Here is a 24650-nt window from a genome sequence, read left to right as displayed (position 1 = left end):
TAAATGTCTTAAAATATACGATTAGAGAGAATATAGGATATGAAGAGAGAAATAATAAAAGTATTAATATTATTTTCTGGTATAACTTTATCCATATCCACAATGGCGCAAGTAAGAACGTCACTTTCAGTCTGTGGTGATGGTGGAAGTTGGCCACCTTATCATTTTGAAAAAGAGAGAAAAGTAATTGGTTATGATATCGATGTGTTAGAGGCGATTTTCTCGCCACTAGGCCTAACGATAACGGTAGATCTACCACCATGGCAACGTTGTTTACGTGAAACAAAATTAGGTCGATATGATATTGCTTTAAGTGCTGCTTATAGTGAAGAGCGGGATAGAGATTATATTTTAACCGATTATTATTATACTCTTCAACCTAGTTATGTATATTCATCAATTACTTATCCTGAGGGTTTGCCTATCCGAACTGCGCAAGATCTCGATTACTTAAGAACCTGCGGGCTACAGGGGTATAACTATACCGGCTTCGGTGTTGACGATAGTAAGGTTCGTAAAAATGGTAGAACCTTTGATCAGGTCGTGAAAATGTTAGAAGCGAATCGATGTGACGTTTTTCTTGCTCGTCATGAAATATTGGCTGGCTTTAAAGCTTCAGAAGGTATTGATCATCTCGCCAATGGACTAAAATCCGTGAGCATTCCGGGAATTAGTGGTGATAAATTCCACATGCTTATTTCACGCTCGATACCTGATGGTCTAGAGCTTAAATCTATATTTGATCAACATATTAAACAATTACGAGTATCTGGTGAGCTTGATAGAATAATAGGGAAATATATTGAATAATGGCTGGTTTAATGAATCTGGTTAAAATTGGCATGATAATTTTAACCAGATTTTATTTTTTAAAATAATATTTATTTGCTTCCATATGTTATATTTTTAAACTATTAATTTTTACCATTATCAATAATTAATGGTAGCTTTTTAGGTATGCGAATAATAAATTTAACACCATGATTAATCTCAGATTCAAATTTAAGATCACCGTTTAACTTTTGCTTGACCAAGTTGAAGACTAAATTTAACCCTAGGCCTGAACCACCATAACCTCTTTTACTGGTATAGAAAGGTTCAAATATCTTGTGATGTAAATGGGGAGCTACGCCACAACCATTGTCTTGATATTCAATTAATACACTATCCTCGATTTCTGATAACTGAATCGAGATTTTTGCATTAGGTTGCTGCTCGAAAGCATGATTGACACTATTGAGTACTAAATTAGTGACAATTTGCGTAATCACACCCGGTAAACTGTTCATTTTTATTGGACCGCTAGGGCTGATAATTTCCGGTTCAACTGGGATTTTCTTAGTCTCGGAATGCAAACTGGCCATTAAAGCATCTAAGGTTTGCACAAGTTCAAACTCACAGCGACTTTCAGATACTTGATCTACCGCAGTTTGTTTGAAATCTCGGATCAATTTTGCCGCTCGATTTAAATTGTTTTCGAGCATTTTACCGCTTGAGGTCATTCTTTGCATTAATTCTGAAAATTCAGTGCTGGTCAACGTTTGATTAGAAAACGCTTGATTGAGTGCTATCGCTGTTTCGTTGATGATGGATGCAGCTGTCACAGAGATACCAAGAGGGGTATTCACTTCATGGGCAACACCGGCAACCAAGCCTCCTAATGCTGATAATTTTTCAGCTTCAATCAGTTGTTTTTGTGTAGCTTTCAATTGCGCCATACTCAGTTCGAGATCGTGAGTTCTAATGGCGACTTGTTGTTCAAGACTTTCATTTAACTCATGCAATTGAAGTTGAGTGTTTTTGAGTGAGGAAATATTTAATGCAGTACCACGAAAACCAATAAAAATCTCATCTTTATAACGGGCGATGGCTTGTAACATCAGATATTGCTTTCCAGAAGCTTGTTCTATAGTGACTTCACAGTGATTAAAATTTCGTTGTTGTTCGAGAGCAATCAATAAGTCATTAGTTTTAGAAAAACAGTCAATGTCATTAAAAGTAGGTTTTTGTTCGAGATCGATTCTTAAGGTATTTATCATGCTTTCTGAGCAATAAATTAATTCTCCTTGTTGATTAGTCTCCCATAGCCAATCTGATGAGACTTGTGTGAAATCAGCCAGTCGTTCTTTTTCTTGTTGGATATTTTGATAGAGCTTAGTGATATTAGCCGTAATACGATTCGCTTCGTAACCAAGAAGATCAAGTTCATCATTTTTTTCCATCACCCATTTATGATTATTTAACTGTAAAGGTAAATCGGGGTGCCTTGGATTGTAGCGGCGTAAATACTCAACGATTTGAAATATTCTCTGGTTAATGCTGGAATGGAAAACTATTAATAATATCCCACACACAAAAAGAGTTTTAAACGCGTTAATCGCTAAAGTCGTTAAAAATTGTTGAAAGAGGGCGGTATAAATTTCTTCTGCATTAGACTCAACATAAATCGTACCAATGGTTTCAAAGCTCTGATCGGGTAGATTGAAATAAACCAATGGATAAGTATCGGTGATTGGATAGTTTTCCACTTTTTCTCCGGCGCTTAATACCGTTTGGACCGACTGTATTTCTAAGTATTGAATTTTTGGGAGATTAACCAATAGGTCGAGATGCTGTTGTAATAGCGCTAAATCGTAAGACCATAGTGAGCTAACGAGAAGCTCGGAATGTACATTTTCTACTTCATAATGTTTTTGGTTGATGTCATTGATCTCTTGTCTATAGTCCCAGTAGATTTGTAGCAATGTTGTCGTGAGGGTTAAAATACCACTCAAGATCACCATAATGATAATGATACGTCTGCCTATCCGACTTGAAAAAGGATTGCTTACGGCATCAGTGTATTGTTGTGTCATTACATACCTTCCAAATAGTCAGCGACTTTATAAAGTATAGCTGGTAAATTTAATTAATCTGTGTGAAAGCAAATAGATAAATAGTGAGGTATTTGATGATTTACACCACAACAGAAACCATTCCTGGTCGAGAGATTGTTGACATTCTTGGTGTTGTAATGGGCAATGTCGTTCAGTCTAAGCATGTAGGGCGAGATATTATGGCCAATTTAAAGGGCATTATTGGTGGTGAGTTGCATGGCTATACTGAACTGCTTACCGAAGCGCGCGGTGTAGCGATTGAGCGGTTATTGATAGAAGCAAAACAACTCAAAGCGGATGCTGTGGTTGGTGTTCGTTTTACCACCAGTGCGATTACGAATGGCTCTTCGGAGGTATTAGCTTTTGGTACGGCGGTCAAACTAAAGTGATCATTTGAGGTTTAAAAGCAACACGGTATGTTTTAGAGCATGCCGTGTTGGGATGAGTGGGTTCGTTAGATAGGGAGGTTTTATTCCTACCTTGAATTTAAAAAGCGAGGATTCTCTGTATCGCATCATCGGCTTGATTTAAATAGTGCCCACCAAATTGATTACAATGATTAAGACGATGGTAAAGATTATAAATCTCTTTACGTTGTTGGTACTTATTGTCTAGAGGAAGTAGGCTTTGGTAGCCTTGATAAAATTCATCTTGGAATCCAGTCATTAACTCTGTCATTGCAATATCACATTCACGATCCCCCCAATAACAAGCCGGATCATAACAAATTGGGCCGGTAACGGAATGGGCAACGTTACTAAACCAAAGAGCACCATGTAAAAGAGAAGGTTTAGGCGTGTGAGAGGTCAGTTGTTGTTTAATCACATCGACAAATTCATCAATGTTAACTAAAAATATCCCTTTTTCTTTGAGTAATTGTAGTTGCCAGCCGATACGCTGCTCTGCAAAGAACAGATGCCATTTTTTATTCCAAGGGTTGGGCTGAAGGACTTCACCGAGATAATTATCTTCATCAAAGCCGTACTCTTTTTGTTCTCCCCACTGATGAAGTTTCGCCATTTGTTGACCGAATCGATATTGGTTATTGAGGTCATCTAATGGTTTGGTTGGCAAATAATCTAAGATAATAAAGGAGTGATTTTTGGTCACTCCGACGACAATCGGTTGTGGAACCAAGACGGATTGACTCTCCGCGAGCAGACGCAGGCTATTTGCCTCCGCTTCATAAAGAGGCAAATTGTCACGATGATTAACTTTGACAAAATAGCGTTCGTTGCCATTAGAAATCATGTAACAATCATGAATATCACCAGCATTTAATTTGCTTCTTTCAACAAGATCAAATTGGAACGTTAGGGTTGCTGAGAGCTGTTGCGTGATGGCTTGCCACATAATGCTATTCCCATGCCGATGAAGTTACCGATAGTCTAGATGAAATAAACCAACATTTCAGACTTCAAATGCACATAATTTCATTTAGTTAGCCTTTGGATGAAGTAAAAAGGAATAAATGTGATTACAGTCAAGTTTCCTAATCATAACCCGCAGCACATTTAACTGTACACCAGCTTTAAGATACAATAATGTCGTATCTTAAAGCTTGCCACGCTGTTGTGGTTGGGCAATCATCAACACCAAAACTCGCCTGCAGTTTCAGATGAGGCAAGAAATAACGCAAAGATTCTCGGTCATTAGACTGTGAAAAAGCGTGTTCATGACTTAATATTACTCAAGGCAACGTTGATTCTGGCAATAAGCGGTAAACGGAGAAGAAAAGTGGTTGTAGAAACCGATGGTTATTTAGCTCTGATCGAACATTTGGCGATGAACATGGATATCTTTACCCGTGATGGTGACATTGGGCAAGAGAGCGTCGAAGATGTCATTACCGATATGATTGCCAGTAACATTATGGCGATTTTCGAGCAAAATCCAGAGCTACACTCAAGTGTTCGTTTCCGCTTGCTAAAAGAAGCGGATTTGGTGGTTGATGATTTAGGCGAAGTCCTGACCAGTGTTTGGTATAAACCTGCGACCAACGAACAAATTTTATTTCTCGATGAGTATGTCGCTTTAGTTAAAAACTTGTTTGATACTGCGGTGAGTAAGTACGATTAACCCCATGGTTTTAAAACGACTTGCATTGAGTATATAAACTAGACCTGAGATCAACTTGCCACTGATAACTAAAGTGGCTTTTCTATTCTTCTTATTTGCCAAAACCTTGCTGCCCAGTAAGGGTTATCTAATCTCGATATGGTTACGCCTTGCGAGGTAGAGGCATGGACAAAGCTTTTATTTCCTAAATACACCCCGACATGGCGAGTGGACGGGGAGGTTTTGAAAAAAACCAAATCACCGTATTGTGCATCGCGGTAGGCGACAGCTTTACCTTGCTGGCTCTGTAACCATGTGGTGCGCGGTAAATGGTGTTGCCAGACATCGCGAAAGGCAACTTGTACGAAAGCTGAGCAATCAATGCCATTTCTGCCGTTTCCCCCCAATCGATAAGGGACACCTCGCCACTCTTGATACACGTTAAATAATGAAGTGTCAGGCCATTGCTCTGCCTGTTGCCAATCCGATGTGCTTTGGTTTATTTGCTCTTGTTGTGATGCACATCCGCTGATAAGCAACAGGGCCATCAGTCCAACTATTTTGAATCTCATAGAACTCCTCTTAATCACGACGAAAAGGCTGACTGAGCATTTTATCCAGCCATTGTTCTCTACGTTGCTGAAAAAGGGGTAAGCCAATCGTCATTTTATCGTGCCCATGTTCAGGCTGAGCGCGATAAGTCCCAAATAATCGATCCCAAATTGATAAACAAAAGCCAAAATTAGCATGAGTCTCTTTAGGAATAATCGAGTGATGGACGCGATGCATATCTGGTGTTACTAGCCACTTTCGTAACCAATCGTCAACCTTTAACGCCAGCTTAGCATTACTGTGATTAAACATAGCACTTGCGTTAAGGATTATTTCAAACAGTAAGACCGCGCTAGGTGGAATCCCGAGTAATAACACCGCACCAATTTTTATCCACATCGATAACAATATTTCAATGGGATGGAAGCGTGCGCCTGTCGTCACATCAATATCTTGATCTGCGTGATGCATGCGATGTAAGCGCCAGAGATAAGGTACGCGATGAAATAAGACATGCTGACCATAAATGATCGCATCTAATAGGAGTAATGACAGCAGAATAACCAACCATGAAGGCAGCCCTAAGTAGTTGAAAACACCTATCTGATGTTCTTGTGCCCACTGGGCTGCAGAAAACGCGACGATAGGCATTAACAGCATAATCAGCAAGCCGTTGAGTCCAACTAAGCCAAGGTTATTGACCCAGCGTAGCCATTTATTTTGCGTGAGCATTTTCCGAGGATAGAGTACTTCCCAAATCGCACAACTGATCAGTACGACGCCGAAAATAATCAAACGAACCGTTTCTGGTTGCATGCTTAAGAGGCTCCTTAAGTGAGAAACTGGGTGTTCTTATCGTAAAAGACTAGCGGCTCATGGTCGTGAGCGGTAAAATCGCCGCCCCTATTTTATCATTGTGTGCGAGTTATGAGAGTCCACGCTTTTCACCGTTTGTATCAGGAACGCCTGCAGCAATCAACCAAACCTTTCCTTGCCCGTGGTTCAAAAATTTCTCGTTGCTCGTTTTGTCAGGTCGCGCAACAATACTGTTTGTGTGATTTTCAACCGAATATAGAGACTCAAGTCGCGGTGATACTTTTAGTCTCTGACAATGAAGTATTTAAACCGAGTAATACCGGTCGTTTGATCGCTGATACGGTGAAAGAAACTTATGTGTATCAATGGCATCGAACTGACCCCGATCCTCAGTTGCTATCATTATTGGCTGATCCGACATTTTTTCCTATTGTCGTTTTTCCAGCCCAAACCGATCAAGATAAACAACGTCAACTGACTACCGTGGCCGAGAATAGAGGAACACGTAAACCTTTATTGATCTTTATTGATGGTAGTTGGCGAGAAGCCAAGCGAATTTTTCGTAAATCTCCCTATTTAGCCACCTTGCCTTTGTTATCGATTGAGCCTGAAAAAGTCTCTAGTTACTTAATGCGTAAAGCCAGTAAGGATCAATATCTTGCCACAGCCGAAGTCGCGAGTTTAGTGCTCTCCCTTTGTGAGGATCAGCAAGCTGCAGAAACATTACAACTGTGGTTTGAAGCATTTAAAGAGAGTTATCTGCTCGGCAAATCTCAAAACCTGATTCACTTCAAAGGCGAAAGGCCAGCTCTGCAGCAGTGGCAAGATTATTCAAGTTCAGTATTGATGAGACTGGATACTGATCATAATAAAGTGAACTGCCTCTAACGTTGTACAATGTGTGTTGGTTTCCTGTGCAAACGAGCAACAGAAAACGATAAACTCGGGGGTGAGTCACGGATAAAACCATCGCTATGATGGATAATATCGGCGTTTTTATTTTTGATATTTTAACCCAAGGTTGGGTGTTGAAGGAGAGATAAGCATGTATTACGGCTTTGATGTCGGTGGCACAAAAATTGAGTTTGGTGCTTTTGATGAGAATTTACAACGCGTAGCGACAGAACGTGTCGCAACTCCGACAGAAGACTACGCTTTATTGGTCGATACGCTGGTTGGATTAGTGGCGAAATACGATGCTCAATTTGCGGTTGAAGGTAAAATTGGTCTTGGCTTACCGGGGTCCGAGGAAGCCGATACAGGGAATGTATTGACGGTTAATATTCCCGCGGCAAAAAACAAACCTTTACGAGCAGATTTAGAAGCAAGAATTGGGCGTACGGTCAAAATTGAAAACGATGCCAACTGTTTTGCTCTTTCTGAAGCTTGGGACGAAGAGTTGAAAAATGAACCATCAGTGATGGGATTAATTCTCGGTACGGGGTTTGGTGGCGGTTTAGTTTATGACGGTAAGATATTCTCTGGTCGCAACCATGTAGCAGGTGAAGTAGGCCACATGCGCCTACCGATCGATGCTTGGTTTCATCTAGGAGACAATGCACCACTACTTGGCTGTGGATGTGGTAAAAAAGGCTGTTTAGACAGTTATCTCTCTGGTCGTGGTTTTGAGTTACTTTATCAACACTATTATGGTGAACAGAAAAAAGCGATCGATATTATCCATGCCAATGAAGCCGGTGAAGCCAAAGCGGTTGAACATGTTGAGCGTTTTATGGAACTGCTAGCTATCTGCTTCGCTAATCTTTTCACGGCCAATGATCCGCATGTTGTCGCTTTGGGTGGCGGCCTTTCAAACTTTGAGTTGATTTATCAAGAAATGCCTAAACGTGTACCTAAATACCTTCTACCCATCGCAAAATGTCCAAAAATCATTAAAGCGAAACATGGTGATTCCGGTGGTGTTAGAGGCGCTGCTTTTCTCAACATTAAGTAATTGCTGATTGTTAATCATCCAAATAAAGTGGGCTTGTCATTCGACAAGCCCACTTTATTTATAGAGTCGTTGTTTTTACAAAAGCGCTAATTGGTTTTCTTTGGCTTTTTACCAACGCCATGATTCTCTTTTGCTTGTAACGTGATGATCCCAAAACCGAGCTTCTTAAAATAATTATCACGGTAATTACGTACCGCTTTAGTATCCGATATCGCCTCTAGCTGCAGTTCCATTTTTAAATAGTCTGAGATATCAATCCCTTCGGCTTCCGCAACCGCTTCATGAATATTACGGTGCTTTTGATAAGAAAAAGTTAAGGTTTTTTGCTGTTCTTTATAGGTATAAATGATCGTACGAACCATGTTTTGCTCTTGAACGAATTGTCATGGGCTAAATTCTGCCTTGAAGTGGGATGATTGTCACGCTTTCACCGATATTAACCTTGTCTATCGCGGGTTCAATTTCAATTAAACAGTTGGCCTCACTCATCGAGCGAAGAATTCCAGAGCCTTGTTGCCCCGTTGTTCGTACGGTTAACTGTCCATTGTCGTCAATATGGTAAATGCCTCGGCTAAACTCACTGCGTCCTTGCCGCGAACGTAGCATCTCGCTGGCGATGGCTTTAATTTTTAACGGTTGCCAGTCCGTTTCACCCTGCATTTTACGCAGTGCAGGTTCGACAAATTGCATGAATGAAACCATGACCGCGACAGGATTTCCGGGTAAGCCAAAGAAAGGGCGTGTCGAGATATGACCAAAAGCAAACGGACGACCCGGACGCATATTAATCCGCCAAAAATCGATGTGTCCTAATGCATTTAATGCTGACTTAATAAAGTCCGCGTCACCAACAGAAACGCCGCCAGACGTGATAACAACATCAGCTTGATTGGCGGCTTGCTCAAGAGCGTGTGTTATGAGTACTTGATCATCGTCGAAAATACCAAGATCAATAACATGACAACCAAGATGAGTCAGTAAGCCAAGCAACGTAAACCGATTGGCATCAAAGATAGTGTCTGGTGTGGCTTGAGTGCCGGGGGCTTGTACTTCATCTCCGGTGGAGAAGACTGCGACGGTGAGGCGGCGAAACACCGAGACTTCGGTCATACCCAGTGAGGCTAATAAGCCCATTTCGGACGATTGAACACGCTGTCCTGATGAAAAAACGCGACTGCCTAAAGCGATATCTTCCCCTGCTTGACGCACATGTTGCCCAGCTTGAATCGAGGCGTGAGGAAATGAGATAGAGGATGATTCAACGACCGCTTGTTCACGCATCACCACAGTATCGGCATCATCGGGCATTGCCGCTCCAGTCATGATTTTTACACATTCACCTAACGCCAAAGGGGAGGTATAACGATAGCCCGCCATCACTTCTGCGACCTGTGTATAGTGTTTGCGCTGTAAATCATCACTGCGGATAGCATACCCATCCATCGCGGAATTACGATAAGCAGGGACGTTCACCGGTGAAAAAACTGACTCAGCAAGGACTCTTCCATAAGACTCACTGACCGCAATGGTTTCAACGTCACTTAAAGATGAGACGGCAGAAAGAATTTTTTCGAGACCTTGCTCTACCGAGAGAGAGGCGGGCGATAAGGTATCGCAATTTACTACCGAAGGTTTTGTAAGCTTTGGTTGACTGTCTGGTTGATAATGGGAGACATAGCGCAAAATAAACTGACTTATCGCTTCAATATCATTGATGTTCATTTGCGGTAACAACGTATCGACGGTTTCATCGGCGGCAATGGCAATAATATTGTGATCATTTGGATAGAGCCAAGGTTTAGCCAGTGTTGCTCGATGGAGTTCAATTTTGGGAAAAGCAACGTTTTTGCATCCCTCAACCAGAATCAAGTCGAGTTGTTGTGAGTCAAAACGCTGCAAAAGGTCATCAAATGTTGCCTCAGCATCGACCGTTTCGGTCATCAATGCGTAACGTTTTCGCGAAGCAACGAGCATTTGTGATGCACCAGCCTTACGCAGGCGATAGCTATCTTTACCGGGCACATCGACATCAAAATCGTGATGAGCGTGTTTTAATACTCCGATACGCAGTCCTTGTTGAGTAAGGTGGGGGAGCAGGGTTTCCAGTAATGTTGTTTTTCCCGTTCCCGAATAAGCAGCGAATCCCAGTATCGGCAGAGAAGGACGTGACGTTGTCATGTATTTAACGCTCCAAATTGAGTCAGTTCTTGTGGCGTATTTAAATTAAAAAAGCAGGCAGGCGAGTCACTAAAGTCAACCTGTTGGGTATGGCATTCATCGTAGAGTAAAATGATTTTGCGATCGCCGCGTGCTAAAAAGGTATCGAGTTTAGGCAATACTCGTCGATGAAATAGAGTAAAGACAGGTTGTTGATGCTGGCCATCAAAGGCGACTAAAATCTCACTTTGTTGATTGACGGCAGCGCAGAACCTCTCGACCAGATCATCGTTAATCAATGGGCTGTCGCAAGGTACAAAGCCTACCCACTCGGTTGGAGAATGAGTTAATCCAGCATGAATCCCGCCCAGTGGGCCAGGAAAGTCTTTAACGATATCACTGATCACCGGTGCATACTGTTGATACTGCGTTTGATTTCTATTGGCATTGATAAAAATTTGCGTGGTCTGTGGGCGTAGTCTTGCAATTACATGGTCAATCAATGGTTGCCCATTAAGGGTAATTAATCCTTTATCTTCCCCTCCCATACGGCGAGCCTGACCGCCGGCTAAAATGACCCAGCTAGTGTGAGATGGAGGTAACATAACAATTCTCTTTGGTAATCGGTGAAATAACGTGTAGCCGTGGTGATTCAAACAGCTGATGTTCTTTTATCCACCATTGTTTATGACACAATTCGGTTAATGGATTATTTTGATGGCTGGTGATCACCAAGCTGCAGCCACGATTCAATAAATCGTTGGCCATTATAACCAATCTGGCGATAGATTCTTCATCCAGTGAGGCGCTAGGCTCATCCATTAATAAAATCGCAGGATTTAAAATCCATGCTCTGGCCATTGCCACACGTTGTTTCTCTCCGCCAGAAAGTACAGACACGTGTTCGTTCGCTAAGCTTTCTAGCCCGACCATGCGTAAGGCCGTGATCACTTGGCAACGTTTTTCTTGGCTTGATAAAGCACAAAAACGAAGCCCATAAGCAATATTACGATAGACGGTATCATCAAATAAATAAGGCGTTTGATGAAGATAAATGATGTGCTGATCAGCACGGCGACCTAATAGGCGTTGCCACCAAGAACGATGATGAGAGACCGAACCGGTGGTTGGTTTCAGTAAACCTGCGAGGATCTTTAATAGCGTGGTTTTGCCAACGCCATTATCACCTTTAAGATAAACCGCTTCATGAGGACCTAATGTTAAAGCTGGAATATGAAATAAGCCTCGTTCTTTAAAACGCATGGATAACTGATGAGCAGTGAGTAATATCGGCATGTGACCTCTTTTATTATGCGCGTAGATAGCCTTTACCTCGCATGCTAGAGAGCAAAAAATTCAGAAGGAGTGCTAAACTGAGTAATACCATTCCGAGTGCCACTCCTTGTGCAAACGCGCCTTTTTGACTTTCCATCGCAATCGCGGTCGGAATATTACGCGTTAACCCCATAATATTCCCGCCGACCATCATCGAGCAGCCTACTTCGGTGACAATACGCGAAAAACTAGCGATCACGGCGGCACAAAGTGGAAAGCGAGTTTCCCACATCATGGTCAGAGCTATCCGTGGTAGTGATGCTCCTAGGGTCATCGCGGTTTCGACTGAACGCCGATCACTCGATTGTAACGCGCCGTGCATCATGGACACTAAAATTGGCAGACAGATGAGCATTTGACCTAAAATCATCGCTTTTTGGGTAAACAGTAGTTGCCAATCACCGAGCGGTCCTGCTCGAGACAGTAACATATACAGCAGTAGACCAATCACCACGGTGGGGACGGCTTGTAAGGTATTGATCAGCGAAAGCAGTAACCATTTGCCCGGAAAGTGACTGTAGGCTAAGACAAAAGCCAGTAATAATGCAGGCAGCAAAACTAACCCAACGGCCGCTAAAGAAACACTAAAAGAGACCGCGACAATGTGCCAAAGATCAGCATCAAAACTTAGCAAGAGTGCTAATGCATCGAGTGTCGTTTGCCAAAGACTCATTACGGCTTACTCATTGGCATTGGCGACAAATAGCGCTTGGCCATGGACGCGAAATTGATTGATTAGTTGCTGACCTCTAGGATTGACTAACCAATCACTGAGTATTTTGGCACCTTGATAATGGGTGTTTGGATAGCGTTCTGGGTTCACTAAAATTACTTGATACGGATTAAACAGCAAGGGATCGACTTGATACAGGATCACAAGGTCAAGTCTATTTTGATAAGCTAGCCACGTTCCTCGATCGGTTAGGGTATAAGCTTGCATTTCCGATGCCATGGTCAGGGTAGGTCCCATACCTTGACCCACTGAGCGATAGTGAGAAAAAATCGGCGTTATTTGATTTTCTTGCCAAATCATCAGTTCTTTTTTATGGGTCCCTGATTCATCTCCGCGAGAAATAAACAAATGGTTATGCTCGGCAATTGCGCTAAAAGCCTGTTGGATATTGTCTTGTTCGCTGACTTTAGCGGGGTCATTTTTAGGACCGACTAAAACAAAATCGTTATACATAACTTTACGCGGCAAAATACCATAACCCTTCTCGATAAATTGCGCTTCAGCTTTTGGATCATGAGTCATCACGAGATCCACATCTCCATTTTCACCCAGTTTTAATGCTTTTCCCGTGCCTGTTGCTAAAACATCGACTGTATAGCCTGAGTCTTTTTTAAATTCATCCAGTAAATAGTCCAAGAGACCGGAGTGATAAGTACTGGTAGTGGTGGCTAAACGAATGCGTAGCGAAGGATCGGCGAAAGTGAAGTGGCTATTGCTTAACAATAACAAGCAAGTAAGCAAGCGCAGTAAAGTCTGGTTCATATTTCTATCAATGTTTGGTGGCTGTGAATGGTAGATAAGCAAAGTCGGTGCCAATATTGAGTATTAAAATGGCTTACTAAACATCAATAATTTCAGCTAGTTGCTATTCCTTTGACTAAGACCCCGTGACAATCTGTGTAAGCTAAGACAAAATGTCTCAACTTATCCTGATAAACGATAAGGTTTTTTGTCTCTCCATTTACAACGCACTAAAGGGAAATTATGGCTTATTTAAGCGATCACAAATCTGCGCAACACTATCACGCTTTTTCGGTCTTGGTGGTGGATGATGAAACGGGCATGCAGTCTATTTTACAAAAAGCATTACGTAAGTGGTTTTCGAAAGTAGATTGTGCTGGATGCATTGATGAAGCAGAAGTACTACGCGCAACGACCCATTATGATTTGATTATTTTGGACATTAATTTACCCGGCCGCTCGGGGATTGAATGGGAAGCGATCTTCGCTGAACAAGATCAGCGACCCGATGTGATCTTCATGACGGGTTACGCCGACTTAGAAACAGCCATCAATGCATTGCAGTTAGGCGCTGCGGATTTTATTCTCAAACCGTTTAACCTTGAACAGATGCTCAAAGCCGTTGAACGCTGCATGGATAAGCGGTTACATCAACGCATGCAATATGCGTTACAACGTGACGTTCAACGTCATTGTGTTAGCCAAATTTTGGGGCAATCGCCACAGACCGAGCAACTCAAACAATTGATTATGCAATTTGCTCCTTCTCGTGCCTCTGTGTTGATTGAAGGCGAATCTGGTACCGGCAAAGAGTTGGTGGCGCGCGGCATTCATGAAGCCAGTGAAAGGCAGGGGCCATTTGTGCCTGTGAATTGTGGCGCCATTGCTCCAGAGCTTTTAGAGAGTGAGTTGTTTGGACATACACAGGGCGCTTTTACTGGCGCTAAGAAAAATCGTGAAGGCCTTTTTCGGGTTGCTCATGGTGGAACTCTGTTTTTAGATGAAATCGGTGAGATGCCACTGAGTATGCAATCATCTTTGTTGCGAGTGTTAGAGCAGCGAGCGATCCGTCCGGTTGGCTCAGAAAAAGAGCTGCCAGTTGATGTACGAGTTGTGGCAGCGACGAATAGAAATCTGTTTCAGGAGGTAGAAGAAGGCCGCTTTCGAGCCGATCTCTATTATCGATTAAATGTACTCAAAATTGAGGTCTTGCCGCTACGAGCGCGCAAAGCCGATTTGCATGAGCTGGTGCCTTTTTTTACTCAAACCTTGTGTGCAGAGCTGTCGCTGCCGACGCCTAAATGGGCTCATGAAGATATTAATGCACTGTTTGATTACGACTGGCCGGGGAATATTCGCGAATTAAAAAACCTCATTGAGCGCTGTTTATTAATTGGTCAACCGTTAGCGCATTACTGGCAGCCATTACCACGTGATGGTCAAAACAGTGACAATAAAGTGACGATGTCACCAAAGCCATCGGCGAGGGTTGAACCAAATCGAATCGAGTCTTATGGGTATCCTGTACATTGGAGTTTAAGACAAGTAGAGAAAGCCCATATAGAACAAATCGTTGCCTTTCATCAAGGTAATAAATCGGCGGCGGCTCGGGATTTAGGCGTTGCTCGCAAAACATTAGAACGAAAATTCAAAGAGTGGGAAAGTGATGAGCAAATCAAGGTGCGTTAAGCCCTCATGGTGGGGAACGTGGCATCATCGTTTCCGAAGTATGGTCCGCTACCGACTGTTGATTCTGACTTCCGTACCGATTGCCGTCACATTAATGGCCTTGATCGGCATCAGTTTTTATTGGTCTTTGCATTATACATGGCAAAGTGCCTTGGTCGATGTCTCAGAACGGTTGGGGGTTGCTCAAAACAGCGTGACGCTATTGCAACAAAAACAGGCCAGTTATGTTCATGCCTTCGCCGATTCCTATGATTTTCAACATGGGCTTCGAGAGGGGTATTATTACCAGCCAGAGTTTATGGATTGGGTTCAACAACAAAAAAAACGTTACGAATTAGACTTCCTCCATTTTCAATTGGTTAACACGCTAGAACAGCAGTTTCGTTATTTGGATCTGACGCGAAAAGAGTCTTTTTTTGATGTGCTGAGTGCGGCTGAATTACAGCAATTGGATCCCGATTTGGCGATTCGCGCACAGACCCCGATGTTAAATGATCGCTCGGTAGAATCGCGTGGATTAGTCAGTCGAACCGTCGTTCCGATCTTGATTGATCACAAGGTGATCGGTTTTTTAGAAGGTGGATTGCTACTGAATAATAGCACGTTACTCGTTGACCAAATTCGAGACTTAATCTATCCCGTACAAGCCAATCGATTAAGTCCAGCAGGCACGTTAACGTTATTTTTAGATGATTTACGGGTCAGCACCAATGTACCGCTTCATAGTGGTACTCAAGCTGGACGAGCTATTGGTACGCGAGTCTCTCAACCGGTAGCGGATAAGGTATTAAGACAAGGTGAACAATGGGTAGATAAGGCGTATGTCTATGATGCGTGGTATGTCAGTGCTTATCAGCCACTTCGCGATCAATATGATCAAGTCATTGGTATGCTTTATACTGGCTATCTACTGTGGCCATTGGTCAAAACCTACCTAACGAATATTATTGAAATGGGTAGCATGACCTTGATTTTACTTATCGTTTCCGGGCTCTTTGTCTATCGAGGTTCTCGTGATCTGTTTCGTCCAATTGAACGCATTCACCATGTTGTCAAACGGGTACAAGTCGATAAAAATCAACGAATTGGCTCATTAGGGTTGGATGAAAAACATGAGCTCGCTCAGTTGGCCAAGCAATTTGATCATATGCTGGATTTACTGCAACAACACAACCAACAAATTCAGCATGCCGCCGATCAGTTAGAAGCAAAGGTTCAATCGCGCACCGCCAGTTTGCATGAAAAGACGCAGCAATTAGAACACCATATTCAATTACTGAATCAAACTCGTAATAAATTGATTGCCCATGAAAAACTGGCCGCGCTTGGTGAGCTGACCGCGGGTATCGCCCATGAAATTAATAATCCTACCGCCGTGATTCTTGGCAATACTGAGCTTATCCGCTTTGAACTTGCTGACCAAGCCCCACGGGTGGCTGAGGAAATTGAGGCGATTTTGCTGCAAGTCGATCGGATCCGTAATATTACTCGCAGTTTGTTGCAGTACAGTCGTCATGGTGGTGTGCAAGATAAAATTACCTGGCAGCGCGTTAATCCGATTATTGAAGAGAGTATTACGCTGGTCAAAGCGGGCAGTAAGAAGCATGAAGTTGAGTTTATTACGCAGTTGCAAGCGCGCTGTTCCGTTGAAGTGAATCATCATCATTTGTTGCAAATTTTAGTCAATTTACAGATCAATGCCATTCACGCTATGCAAGGCAAAGGTCAACTGATCATTCGTAGTGAAGATTGGCAACAAGACGGAAAAGTACTCGGCGCGCTCATTCATGTTCAAGACCATGGTTGTGGAATTAAGCCTGAGCAATTAAGCAAAATATTTGCCCCTTTTTATACGACCAAGAGGCAAGGAACTGGGTTAGGTTTATCGGTATCACAGAGTTTACTCAGTCAAGTTGGCGGTGAAATTCGGGTTCACTCTGTTGAGGGGCAAGGTAGCACTTTTAGTATTTATTTGTTGGCGAAGGCGGAGAGCCCGCTATTGATCACGACAACGCGTTCATCTTCTGAATAATCTTTTTCTCTGAATGAGTGATTGCACTCATTCAGAGAGGAACATCAATCTCTTCGCGTAAGATTAGCTTTTGACATCAAAATCAATTTTTTCTGCGCCACTGTAGATTTCAAAACGCAGACCCTTTGCTCTCGCAATGGTGGTAATACCAAACTGATTGGCCAAATCTAAGCCCATTTGAGTGACCCCAGAGCGAGAAAGTAGGACGGGAATACCCATTTGCGCAACCTTAATCACCATTTCAGAGGTTAACCGTCCCGTCGTATAAAACAGTTTGTCATCACCTGAATCTCCTTGCAGCCAGAGTTCGCCAGCTAATGTATCGACAGCGTTATGCCGACCCACATCTTCGACAAAAGAGTGCACATGGTTATTTTGGCAAATCGCACAACCGTGAACAGCACCGGCTTTTTTATAGGTTTGATTATGATGAGTCAGCGCCTCTAACGTTGCGTAGATCTGTGACTGTTTCAAGCGTGTCTGAGGCACTTGATAGCCTTCTAATTGTTGCATCACATTGCCATACATCGTGCCCTGACCACATCCAGAGGTAACGGTTTTTTTCTTAAGCGCCGGTTGAACGCGGTCGGTATTCTCTTTAGTCACCACGGCGGCTGAATGCGTTTGCCAATCAATGATCACTGATTGAAGTTGTTCTCGCTCAGCAATAAAACCTTGGTTTTTCAAATAACCGAGCACTAACGCTTCAGGGCGAGAGCCTAGAGTCATTAACGTCACCACTTCTTGCCAATTTAATAGTACGGTTAAGGGGCGTTCACAGGCGATGGATTTGGTTAATGGCTCACCATACTGATCATACACCGTTACTTCTATGGTTTGTTTTGGGTTTTCAGTAGCTTGAATAAGAGAGAATGCTGACACAAATTGTTCCTATACCGATGCTAAAAGTGCGTTAATCGCCAATCGTGATCGATGATACGAGTTAGGCAGAGATATAAAGAGAGCAGCAAATATCATTCCATATTCTCTTTTTCGTTGTATGTTATGTCGATTAATCGGATGGCGTAATAATTGCTTAAATGAGCAGATGTTGTTGATGGTATTGACTCAAGCAAGGATTTACTCTTCATGGCTTTCCCCATTTCACATTTAGTACCGTTGATCAAAAACGAATTTCAATGGTCCATTGGTTGTCTACTTCATTTACGCTCGTTTAATGTTGGACGTTGGGTAACGAGCCAATGGCAATTAAGCGGTTTTGAATTAATGCCTCAGGCGGACTTCAAAGCACGAGCCGTATTGGAGCTCTTTCGCGATGAGCGAAGTGATTATCGATTTAACCTCAGTTCGCGAGAGCCTAAGTTATTCGTGATCGTGGAAAATAGTACCGATGACGATCAACCCAAACTGGTGTGCATTACCGCCTCGCAAGGTGTGGCGGCTCGTTATATGGATAGCGACTACGTGGTGCTTTCTGAACCCATGCCTTTAGCGGTACAAGCGTGGATTGAAGCTTTCATTGGTCGAGAAGGTGAATTGCTCGACTACCGTTCTAAAAAGCGTAAAGGTGCCGGGAGGTCATGTGGCAACTGATTCTTTCTTTAATCGATGGTCAAAGCGTAAATTACATCAAGCAACGATATCAGAAGACGTATCTATTGATGAGTCGGGTAGTGACGATAAAACATTACCGAGTGCTTTACAACCAGAGAGCCTTTCTGAACCGCCGGTGACCTTAACTCGCGATCAGACAGCGTGTCCGACAGGCTTAGTGGCAGATGAGAGCATTGCTACCGAGAATGCGCTTTCCACACTATTGGTTTCGGCCTCTGCTGAGTTGAAAAAAAAGGCGTTACGGCAGCTTTTTTTCAATGGCGAGTTCAATCAAGTTGATGGTCTAGATGATTATGATGGTGATTATCATGCGTTAAAACCCTTGGCGAGTGAACTAGCACAAAGTGTCCGTGAATGGCTTATTGATGTCGACCCATCGAATGTAGACCTGATACCTGAACACCAATCTGAACACCAAAATAACCATAACCACTTCGCTCACCATCAGTCAATTATGCCGCGTGATCGGATGGATGAAGATGAGACAGCATTGTTGGACAAAAAGTAGGGACATTTTGTCTCACTACTCAGTTTCATAATGAGACAAAATGTCTTACTGAATAACTTGTGATGAAGGGGATGTTTAAATTCCTAATAAATCAATAAGATAGATGGTATTTTAAGTTGGAACGTTATTTGCTAAATCCATGTAATAAATAAGGGTAGGACAATGAGCCTGCTTTCAGCATGGAATTGAGCAATGTTAAACGACTATCTACAACAAGCCAGTAGCACTTCTGGTCAAGCGCGTTGGTTTGCCCTGCAACATACTGTTGAGCTGCAGAATTTGATCCCACCAACGGTTAGCTATCAAAGTGGTGGGCATACGCTGTTGATCGGTCCCACCAGTTTGATTGAACGAGCGGCCCAACAACTGCCTTCGATGAGCTCTTTGACGCTCTTATCGATTGACGGCCATCAGGGGCATTCAAGGACACTTTACTTTGCCGATTCGGTACAAATCAGTGGTTATCTTGGGGCATTCGATATTCAGGTGCTCAATCATGGTCAAACCATCAATTTAGCCCAAGCGGCAATCGGACAAGCATGTTTTGATATTGTGTTGGATCTCTCACTCAACGGGATTATGAGTGAAGAGGTGCCTGTTCCTGGATACTTTCCAGTAGGGAGAGGCGAAAATAAACTCGTTGAAGCGTTAGAAACCATTCCCACATTAATCGGGACTTTTGATAAACCGAAATATTTTCGTCTCAATACCGATTTGTGTGCGCACAGTTCAAGAGGTGTGAAAGGTTGTGAGCGGTGTGTTGATGCTTGTCCGGCGGGTGCGCTTTCTAGTGAAGGAACAGCACAAACAGGCCACCGAATCGAAATCAACCCTTATCTTTGCCAAGGTATTGGAACGTGCGCGACCGCTTGCCCAACGGAAGCGATCCACTACGCTTTACCTAACCCTACCGATACACAAAAGTTTGTTGAGCGACTACTTAACCATTATTTTCAGGCCCAAGGCGAAACACCGATCATTCTTTTTTGCAGTGATCGCCACGAAACTCATCATCTTATGGCGCTTAAAGCCTTACCCGATAATGTCATTCCAGTGATGTTAGAGGAGCTTCCTTCTGTCGGTATGGATACTTGGTTTGCCGCGCTAGTTAATGGCGCGACTCAGGTACTGTTTGCAGCTAGCCATCATATGCCTGCGACCGTATTGCGTATTCTTCATCAAGAAGTGTCGTTAGCACAAACACTATTAGCGTCATTAGGATTAGACAAGCAGCGGATTGATATTTTGTATTTGGAATCGCTAGGCGAAGGGCTTCCAGTTCTGTGTGAAGATGATTTGACGCTTCGATTGGGTGAGCTCTCTGGTAATAAACGCCAACGCTTGTATCAGGCATTAGATGCACTTGCCGCTCAATATCAACCAAATTCGATGATTCAAGCGCTGAATAGCTCGGCTCCTTTTGGCTCAATTGAGTGCGCCAGTCAAGATTGTACCTTGTGCATGAGCTGTGTCGCGGTCTGTCCTACACGAGCTTTGCATCATAGCGGTGATATCCCAGCTTTACATTTTATTGAACAAGATTGTGTGCAGTGCGGTTTATGTGTCACTGCATGCCCTGAAAAAGCCTTGACGGCGCTACCAAGAATTAATTGGGACCATGATGAGCGACAAGCGGCGCAGGTGTTACACCAAGAAGAGCCCGCCCGCTGTTTACGTTGCCAAAAAGCATTTGCACCTCAATCAATGATCACCATGCTGCAAAATAAGTTACGCGGTCACTCTCATTTTTCGGATCCCATTTCTCTCAATCGAATCGCCATGTGCGAAGACTGTCGAGTGATTGATATTTTTGAAGCGATGGCTGAAAACCCAGAGCAGCAACTTCACTATTAAGGCGATGTTTATGCAAGTTACCGACACTATACGTACCGATATTTATCTGATGTTGGCCTCCCTGTTTCGCGCTCCTCCTCGTCAGTCACAATTGCAGTTTTTAGCTGACTTAGAGATTGAAGATAACTCAAGCGTGATGAGTCAGTGTTGGTTAGCCTTAAGGCATGCTGCACAACATACTGATATTCATAGCCTTGAAGAGGAATATCAATGGCTATTTATTGGTATCGGAAGAGGCGAAGTGGTGCCCTTTGCTTCATGGCATCTGACGGGATCATTGATGGAAAAACCTCTAGCGGATCTTCGCCAGCATATGGCGCAGCTTGGTTTGCAGCGTTCAGACTCGGTGAAAGAGCCAGAGGATCATATTGCCGCCTTATGTGAAAGTATGGCGTGGTTGATCAGTGATATGCCTGAGCAGCAAGGTGAATTTTTTCATCGTCATATCAGCTCTTGGTTTAATCACTTAGCGCAACAAATTGAGCAAGCCGAACATGCGAATTTTTATCGAGCGGTGTCTCAAGTATTTAAGGCTTTTTTAAGCTTAGAGAGCATTCAGATGACACCAGCTAGCATTGCTAGTCAATGTAATACCCATGTTATGCATGTAAAAAATACCATTGAGCAGAATGTCAGCGAATTATAACCAGCGTCCTACAACGGCAGTGGAATCATCACTGCGGTTATATGGAAAAAGGAAGAGAGCGATGAAAAAACAATCAGATATTAATCAGAGTCGGCGCACGATATTAAAAAGTATAGCTGGTGCCGCCGTTGTCGGAGGTGTGGTGGCTTCGACGAGTTCGTCGGCGTTAGCGGTAGAGACAGTGGAAGAGGCGACGCCACAGCCATTGCAAAAAGGGTATCACGAAACTCAACATATTCGCGATTACTACGCCAGTTTATAGGAGCTGATAATGAAACTGACCAAACGTTCAGAGCAGGCCGAACAGCCCAATGCACTAGGGCTCAGTCGTCGAGCTTTTATTCGCAACAGTTCATTAGCCGCAGGTGGTGCGGTTGTTGGTTCTGCTTTATTTGCTCCTGGAATGATTAAAAAAGCTCAAGCAACCTCGCGACCTAATCAGGTCAAAACGGAAATAAAGCGTACCATTTGCTCACACTGTTCCGTTGGTTGCGGTATTTATGCTGAAGTTCAAAACGGGGTTTGGACAGGCCAAGAGCCAGCTTTTGATCACCCTTTTAACGCGGGTGGGCACTGTGCAAAAGGCGCGGCCTTACGCGAGCATGGTCATGGTGAGCGACGCTTGAAATATCCGATGAAGCTTGAGGGCGGAAAATGGAAAAAACTCTCATGGCAACAGGCAATCGATGAAATCGGCGATGAAGTTCTAAAGATTCGTCAACAGTCGGGGCCAGATTCAGTCTACTGGCTTGGCAGTGCTAAGCACAGCAATGAACAAGCGTATCTCTTTCGTAAAATGGCCTCATTATGGGGAACCAATAACGTTGACCACCAAGCGCGAATTTGTCATTCCACGACCGTAGCAGGCGTTGCCAATACTTGGGGTTACGGTGCGATGACCAACTCCTTTAATGATATGCATAATTGTAAGTCGATGTTGTTCATTGGTTCGAATCCTGCGGAAGCGCATCCGGTCGCGATGCAACATATCTTGATCGCCAAAGAGAAGAATAATTGCAAAATTGTGGTTGCCGATCCTCGTCGTACGCGCACCGCAGCCAAAGCGGATCACTATGTGTCATTGCGTCCCGGAACGGATGTTGCCTTTATTTGGGGCGTGCTCTGGCACGTATTTAAAAATCAGTGGGAAGATAAAGAATTCATTCGCCAACGTGTGTTTGGCATGGATGAAATTCGTCAAGAAGTGGCGAAATGGACACCTCAAGAGGTGGAGCGGGTCACCGGAGTGAGTGAGTCGGATGTTTATCAAACCGCGAAGCTACTCTCTGAACATCGCCCCGGTTGTATTATTTGGTGTATGGGCGGCACTCAGCACACAACAGGAAATAACAATACTCGTGCTTACTGTGTGCTTGAATTGGCTTTGGGGAATCTGGGTAAACCGGGTTCCGGGGCGAACATTTTTCGTGGTCATGATAACGTTCAAGGAGCAACGGATTTAGGGGTACTTTCTGATTCGTTGCCTGGTTACTATGGGGTCGCAGAAGGGGCATGGCGTCATTGGGCCAAGGTATGGGATGTTGATTTTGATTGGATAGCGAATCGCTTTGATCAAGGGACTTACGGTGGCACTAAGCCAATGAATAGTTTCGGAATTCCGGTATCTCGTTGGATTGATGGCGTACTGGAGAATAAAGACAATATCCAGCAACGAGAAAATATTCGCGCTATGTTCTATTGGGGTCATGCGGTTAACTCGCAAACCCGTGGCGTAGAAATGAAAAAAGCGATGCAAAAACTCGACATGATGGTGATTGTCGATCCTTATCCAACTGTTGCTGCAGTCATGAATGAGCGCAGCGATGGCGTGTATTTGCTTCCTGCCACGACCCAATTTGAAACTTACGGCAGTGTGACTGCGTCGAATCGCTCTTTGCAATGGCGTGATCAAGTCATTGAACCGTTGTTTGATTCCAAACCTGATCATGAAATCATGTACTTACTGAGTAAAAAACTCGGCTTTGCCGAGCAACTTTGTAAACACATTCGAGTTGAGAATGATCAACCACTTATTGAAGACATTACCCGTGAATTCAATAAAGGGATGTGGACCATCGGCTATACCGGACAAAGCCCTGAACGTTTAAAAGCGCATCAACAGCATTGGCATACTTTCCATAAAACCACTTTAGAAGCAGAAGGTGGGCCAATTCATGGTGAGACTTATGGTCTACCTTGGCCTTGCTGGGGGACTCCAGAGATGAAGCATCCCGGAACGCATATTTTGTATGATACTTCTAAACCGGTTGCTCTGGGCGGAGGGACGTTCCGAGCTCGCTACGGCGTTGAGTTTGAAGGTCAATCACTACTCGCAGAAGATAGCTTTTCAAAAGGCAGTGAGATTGAAGATGGTTATCCGGAATTCACCGATAAATTGCTCAAACATTTAGGATGGTGGGACGATCTGACCGAGGCCGAAAAAGTCGCAGCAGAAGGACAAAACTGGAAAACCGATCTTTCAGGTGGTATTCAACGAGTGGCAATTCAGCATGGCTGTATTCCTTTCGGCAATGCGAAAGCTCGTGCAATTGTGTGGACATTTCCGGATCGAGTGCCACTACATCGTGAGCCACTGTACACGCCAAGACGCGATCTCATCGCTGATTATCCTACTTGGGAAGATAAAGACGCGATTTTTAGAATGCCGACGCTCTATAAATCGATTCAAGATATCGATAAATCTCAAGAATATCCGATCATTCTGACTTCTGGGCGCTTAGTCGAGTACGAAGGTGGTGGCGAAGAAACCCGTTCAAACCCTTGGTTAGCCGAACTGCAGCAAGAGATGTTTGTTGAGGTGAACCCTAAAGATGCCAATGATCTTGGTTTCAGAGACGGTGACATGGTTTGGGTTGAAGGGGCAGAAAAAGGGCGTATTCATGTTAAAGCCATGGTGACACGTCGCGTTAAACCCGGTATGGCGTTCATTCCTTTTCATTTTGGCGGCAAATTTCAAGGTGAAGATCTTCGTCATAAATACCCACAAGGTACCGATCCTTATGTGATTGGTGAGTCAGCGAATATCGCGACCACTTATGGGTACGATCCTGTTACTCAAATGCAGGAAACTAAAGTCACCTTGTGTAACATCCGTAAAGCGTAA

The 24650-nt window shown here is 43.5% G+C and carries 24 protein-coding genes; 13 read left to right on the top strand and 11 right to left on the bottom strand.

All coding sequences use genetic code 11. The features are described from left to right. Nucleotides 1–39: 39 nt before the first annotated feature. Nucleotides 40–810, top strand: coding sequence for an ABC transporter substrate-binding protein (locus FKN88_RS02180; protein WP_187985771.1), 771 nt, complete (start codon nucleotides 40–42; stop codon nucleotides 808–810). Between the two features lie 104 nt (nucleotides 811–914). Here the strand turns inward: FKN88_RS02180 and FKN88_RS02175 are convergent, their stop codons facing one another. Next, nucleotides 915–2855, bottom strand: a complete 1941-nt coding sequence (locus tag FKN88_RS02175; RefSeq protein WP_187985772.1) for an ATP-binding protein — start codon at nucleotides 2853–2855, stop codon at nucleotides 915–917. A gap of 95 nt (nucleotides 2856–2950) precedes the next feature. Here FKN88_RS02175 and FKN88_RS02170 point away from each other — a divergent pair, with 95 nt between their 5' ends. Further along, entirely contained in the window at nucleotides 2951–3265 is a 315-nt protein-coding gene (locus tag FKN88_RS02170; protein WP_154168153.1) for a heavy metal-binding domain-containing protein, read from the top strand. A 97-nt stretch (nucleotides 3266–3362) separates the two neighbouring features. Here FKN88_RS02170 and FKN88_RS02165 read toward each other — a convergent pair whose 3' ends face one another. Beyond that, nucleotides 3363–4229, bottom strand: coding sequence for a fructosamine kinase family protein (locus FKN88_RS02165; protein ID WP_154168155.1), 867 nt, complete (start codon nucleotides 4227–4229; stop codon nucleotides 3363–3365). Nucleotides 4230–4613: 384 nt separating this feature from the next. On the opposite strand from FKN88_RS02165, the gene FKN88_RS02160 reads away from it, so the two are divergent. Then, nucleotides 4614–4955, top strand: coding sequence for a DUF3802 family protein (locus FKN88_RS02160; RefSeq protein ID WP_154168157.1), 342 nt, complete (start codon nucleotides 4614–4616; stop codon nucleotides 4953–4955). A gap of 68 nt (nucleotides 4956–5023) precedes the next feature. Here FKN88_RS02160 and FKN88_RS02155 read toward each other — a convergent pair whose 3' ends face one another. Both FKN88_RS02155 and FKN88_RS02150 read right to left on the bottom strand, forming a co-directional pair. Beyond that, the gene (locus FKN88_RS02155) at nucleotides 5024–5506 is read right to left on the bottom strand and encodes an NlpC/P60 family protein (protein WP_154168159.1); all 483 of its coding nucleotides are present in this window, start codon (nucleotides 5504–5506) and stop codon (nucleotides 5024–5026) included. 10 nt (nucleotides 5507–5516) lie between these two features. Further along, on the bottom strand, nucleotides 5517–6302 hold the full coding sequence (locus FKN88_RS02150; protein WP_154168161.1) for a sterol desaturase family protein: 786 nt from the start codon (nucleotides 6300–6302) through the stop codon (nucleotides 5517–5519). 111 nt (nucleotides 6303–6413) lie between these two features. On the opposite strand from FKN88_RS02150, the gene FKN88_RS02145 reads away from it, so the two are divergent. Together FKN88_RS02145 and nagK are read left to right on the top strand one after the other, a co-directional pair. Beyond that, entirely contained in the window at nucleotides 6414–7190 is a 777-nt protein-coding gene (locus FKN88_RS02145) for a tRNA-uridine aminocarboxypropyltransferase (RefSeq protein ID WP_154168163.1), read from the top strand. A 157-nt stretch (nucleotides 7191–7347) separates the two neighbouring features. After that, nucleotides 7348–8256, top strand: coding sequence for an N-acetylglucosamine kinase (gene nagK / locus FKN88_RS02140; RefSeq protein ID WP_154168165.1), 909 nt, complete (start codon nucleotides 7348–7350; stop codon nucleotides 8254–8256). An 86-nt stretch (nucleotides 8257–8342) separates the two neighbouring features. On the opposite strand, the gene FKN88_RS02135 is transcribed toward nagK, so the two are convergent. The 6 genes from FKN88_RS02135 to FKN88_RS02110 are packed head-to-tail and all read right to left on the bottom strand — an operon-like array spanning nucleotide 8343 to nucleotide 13243. Further along, entirely contained in the window at nucleotides 8343–8618 is a 276-nt protein-coding gene (locus tag FKN88_RS02135; protein ID WP_154168167.1) for a DUF2960 family protein, read from the bottom strand. A 28-nt stretch (nucleotides 8619–8646) separates the two neighbouring features. Continuing rightward, nucleotides 8647–10434 (bottom strand): bifunctional molybdopterin-guanine dinucleotide biosynthesis adaptor protein MobB/molybdopterin molybdotransferase MoeA, encoded by a 1788-nt coding sequence (locus tag FKN88_RS02130; protein WP_306687164.1) that lies wholly within the window; start codon nucleotides 10432–10434, stop codon nucleotides 8647–8649. Further along, complete coding sequence (gene mobA, locus FKN88_RS02125; RefSeq protein ID WP_154168171.1) at nucleotides 10431–11018, bottom strand: molybdenum cofactor guanylyltransferase MobA; 588 nt, start codon at nucleotides 11016–11018, stop codon at nucleotides 10431–10433. The genes FKN88_RS02130 and mobA overlap by 4 nt, the downstream gene beginning before the upstream one ends. Continuing rightward, nucleotides 10996–11709: an energy-coupling factor ABC transporter ATP-binding protein gene (locus tag FKN88_RS02120; RefSeq protein ID WP_154168173.1), complete on the bottom strand. Its 714-nt coding sequence runs from the start codon at nucleotides 11707–11709 to the stop codon at nucleotides 10996–10998. The genes mobA and FKN88_RS02120 overlap by 23 nt, the downstream gene beginning before the upstream one ends. Before the next feature lie 13 nt (nucleotides 11710–11722). After that, complete coding sequence (locus FKN88_RS02115; RefSeq protein WP_004395256.1) at nucleotides 11723–12421, bottom strand: ABC transporter permease; 699 nt, start codon at nucleotides 12419–12421, stop codon at nucleotides 11723–11725. A gap of 6 nt (nucleotides 12422–12427) precedes the next feature. Further along, on the bottom strand, nucleotides 12428–13243 hold the full coding sequence (locus FKN88_RS02110; protein WP_154168175.1) for a substrate-binding domain-containing protein: 816 nt from the start codon (nucleotides 13241–13243) through the stop codon (nucleotides 12428–12430). Nucleotides 13244–13465: 222 nt separating this feature from the next. Here FKN88_RS02110 and FKN88_RS02105 point away from each other — a divergent pair, with 222 nt between their 5' ends. After that, nucleotides 13466–14911 (top strand): sigma-54 dependent transcriptional regulator, encoded by a 1446-nt coding sequence (locus tag FKN88_RS02105; RefSeq protein WP_306687163.1) that lies wholly within the window; start codon nucleotides 13466–13468, stop codon nucleotides 14909–14911. Next, nucleotides 14889–16943, top strand: coding sequence for a HAMP domain-containing sensor histidine kinase (locus FKN88_RS02100; RefSeq protein WP_154168177.1), 2055 nt, complete (start codon nucleotides 14889–14891; stop codon nucleotides 16941–16943). The genes FKN88_RS02105 and FKN88_RS02100 overlap by 23 nt, the downstream gene beginning before the upstream one ends. A 63-nt stretch (nucleotides 16944–17006) precedes the next feature. On the opposite strand, the gene fdhD is transcribed toward FKN88_RS02100, so the two are convergent. Continuing rightward, entirely contained in the window at nucleotides 17007–17825 is an 819-nt protein-coding gene (fdhD, locus tag FKN88_RS02095; protein WP_154168179.1) for a formate dehydrogenase accessory sulfurtransferase FdhD, read from the bottom strand. Nucleotides 17826–18032: 207 nt separating this feature from the next. On the opposite strand from fdhD, the gene FKN88_RS02090 reads away from it, so the two are divergent. The 6 genes from FKN88_RS02090 to FKN88_RS02065 all read left to right on the top strand — a co-directional run bounded on the left by FKN88_RS02090 (nucleotide 18033) and on the right by FKN88_RS02065 (nucleotide 24650). After that, entirely contained in the window at nucleotides 18033–18497 is a 465-nt protein-coding gene (locus FKN88_RS02090) for a DUF3305 domain-containing protein (protein WP_154168181.1), read from the top strand. After that, on the top strand, nucleotides 18487–19026 hold the full coding sequence (locus FKN88_RS02085; protein WP_187985777.1) for a DUF3306 domain-containing protein: 540 nt from the start codon (nucleotides 18487–18489) through the stop codon (nucleotides 19024–19026). The genes FKN88_RS02090 and FKN88_RS02085 overlap by 11 nt, the downstream gene beginning before the upstream one ends. 192 nt (nucleotides 19027–19218) lie before the next feature. Further along, complete coding sequence (locus FKN88_RS02080) at nucleotides 19219–20880, top strand: 4Fe-4S binding protein (RefSeq protein WP_154168185.1); 1662 nt, start codon at nucleotides 19219–19221, stop codon at nucleotides 20878–20880. A gap of 10 nt (nucleotides 20881–20890) precedes the next feature. After that, the gene (locus tag FKN88_RS02075) at nucleotides 20891–21526 is read left to right on the top strand and encodes a molecular chaperone (protein WP_154168187.1); all 636 of its coding nucleotides are present in this window, start codon (nucleotides 20891–20893) and stop codon (nucleotides 21524–21526) included. 61 nt (nucleotides 21527–21587) lie between these two features. Beyond that, complete coding sequence (locus tag FKN88_RS02070) at nucleotides 21588–21788, top strand: transcriptional initiation protein Tat (RefSeq protein ID WP_154168189.1); 201 nt, start codon at nucleotides 21588–21590, stop codon at nucleotides 21786–21788. Nucleotides 21789–21797: 9 nt separating this feature from the next. After that, the gene (locus FKN88_RS02065) at nucleotides 21798–24650 is read left to right on the top strand and encodes a formate dehydrogenase subunit alpha (RefSeq protein WP_154168191.1); all 2853 of its coding nucleotides are present in this window, start codon (nucleotides 21798–21800) and stop codon (nucleotides 24648–24650) included.

Origin of the sequence: Vibrio sp. 2017_1457_13 (assembly GCF_030851525.1) — a bacterium.
GTDB classification, from domain to species: Bacteria; Pseudomonadota; Gammaproteobacteria; order Enterobacterales; family Vibrionaceae; genus Vibrio; species Vibrio metschnikovii.
This window is presented reverse-complemented; position numbering and strand designations above follow the sequence as displayed.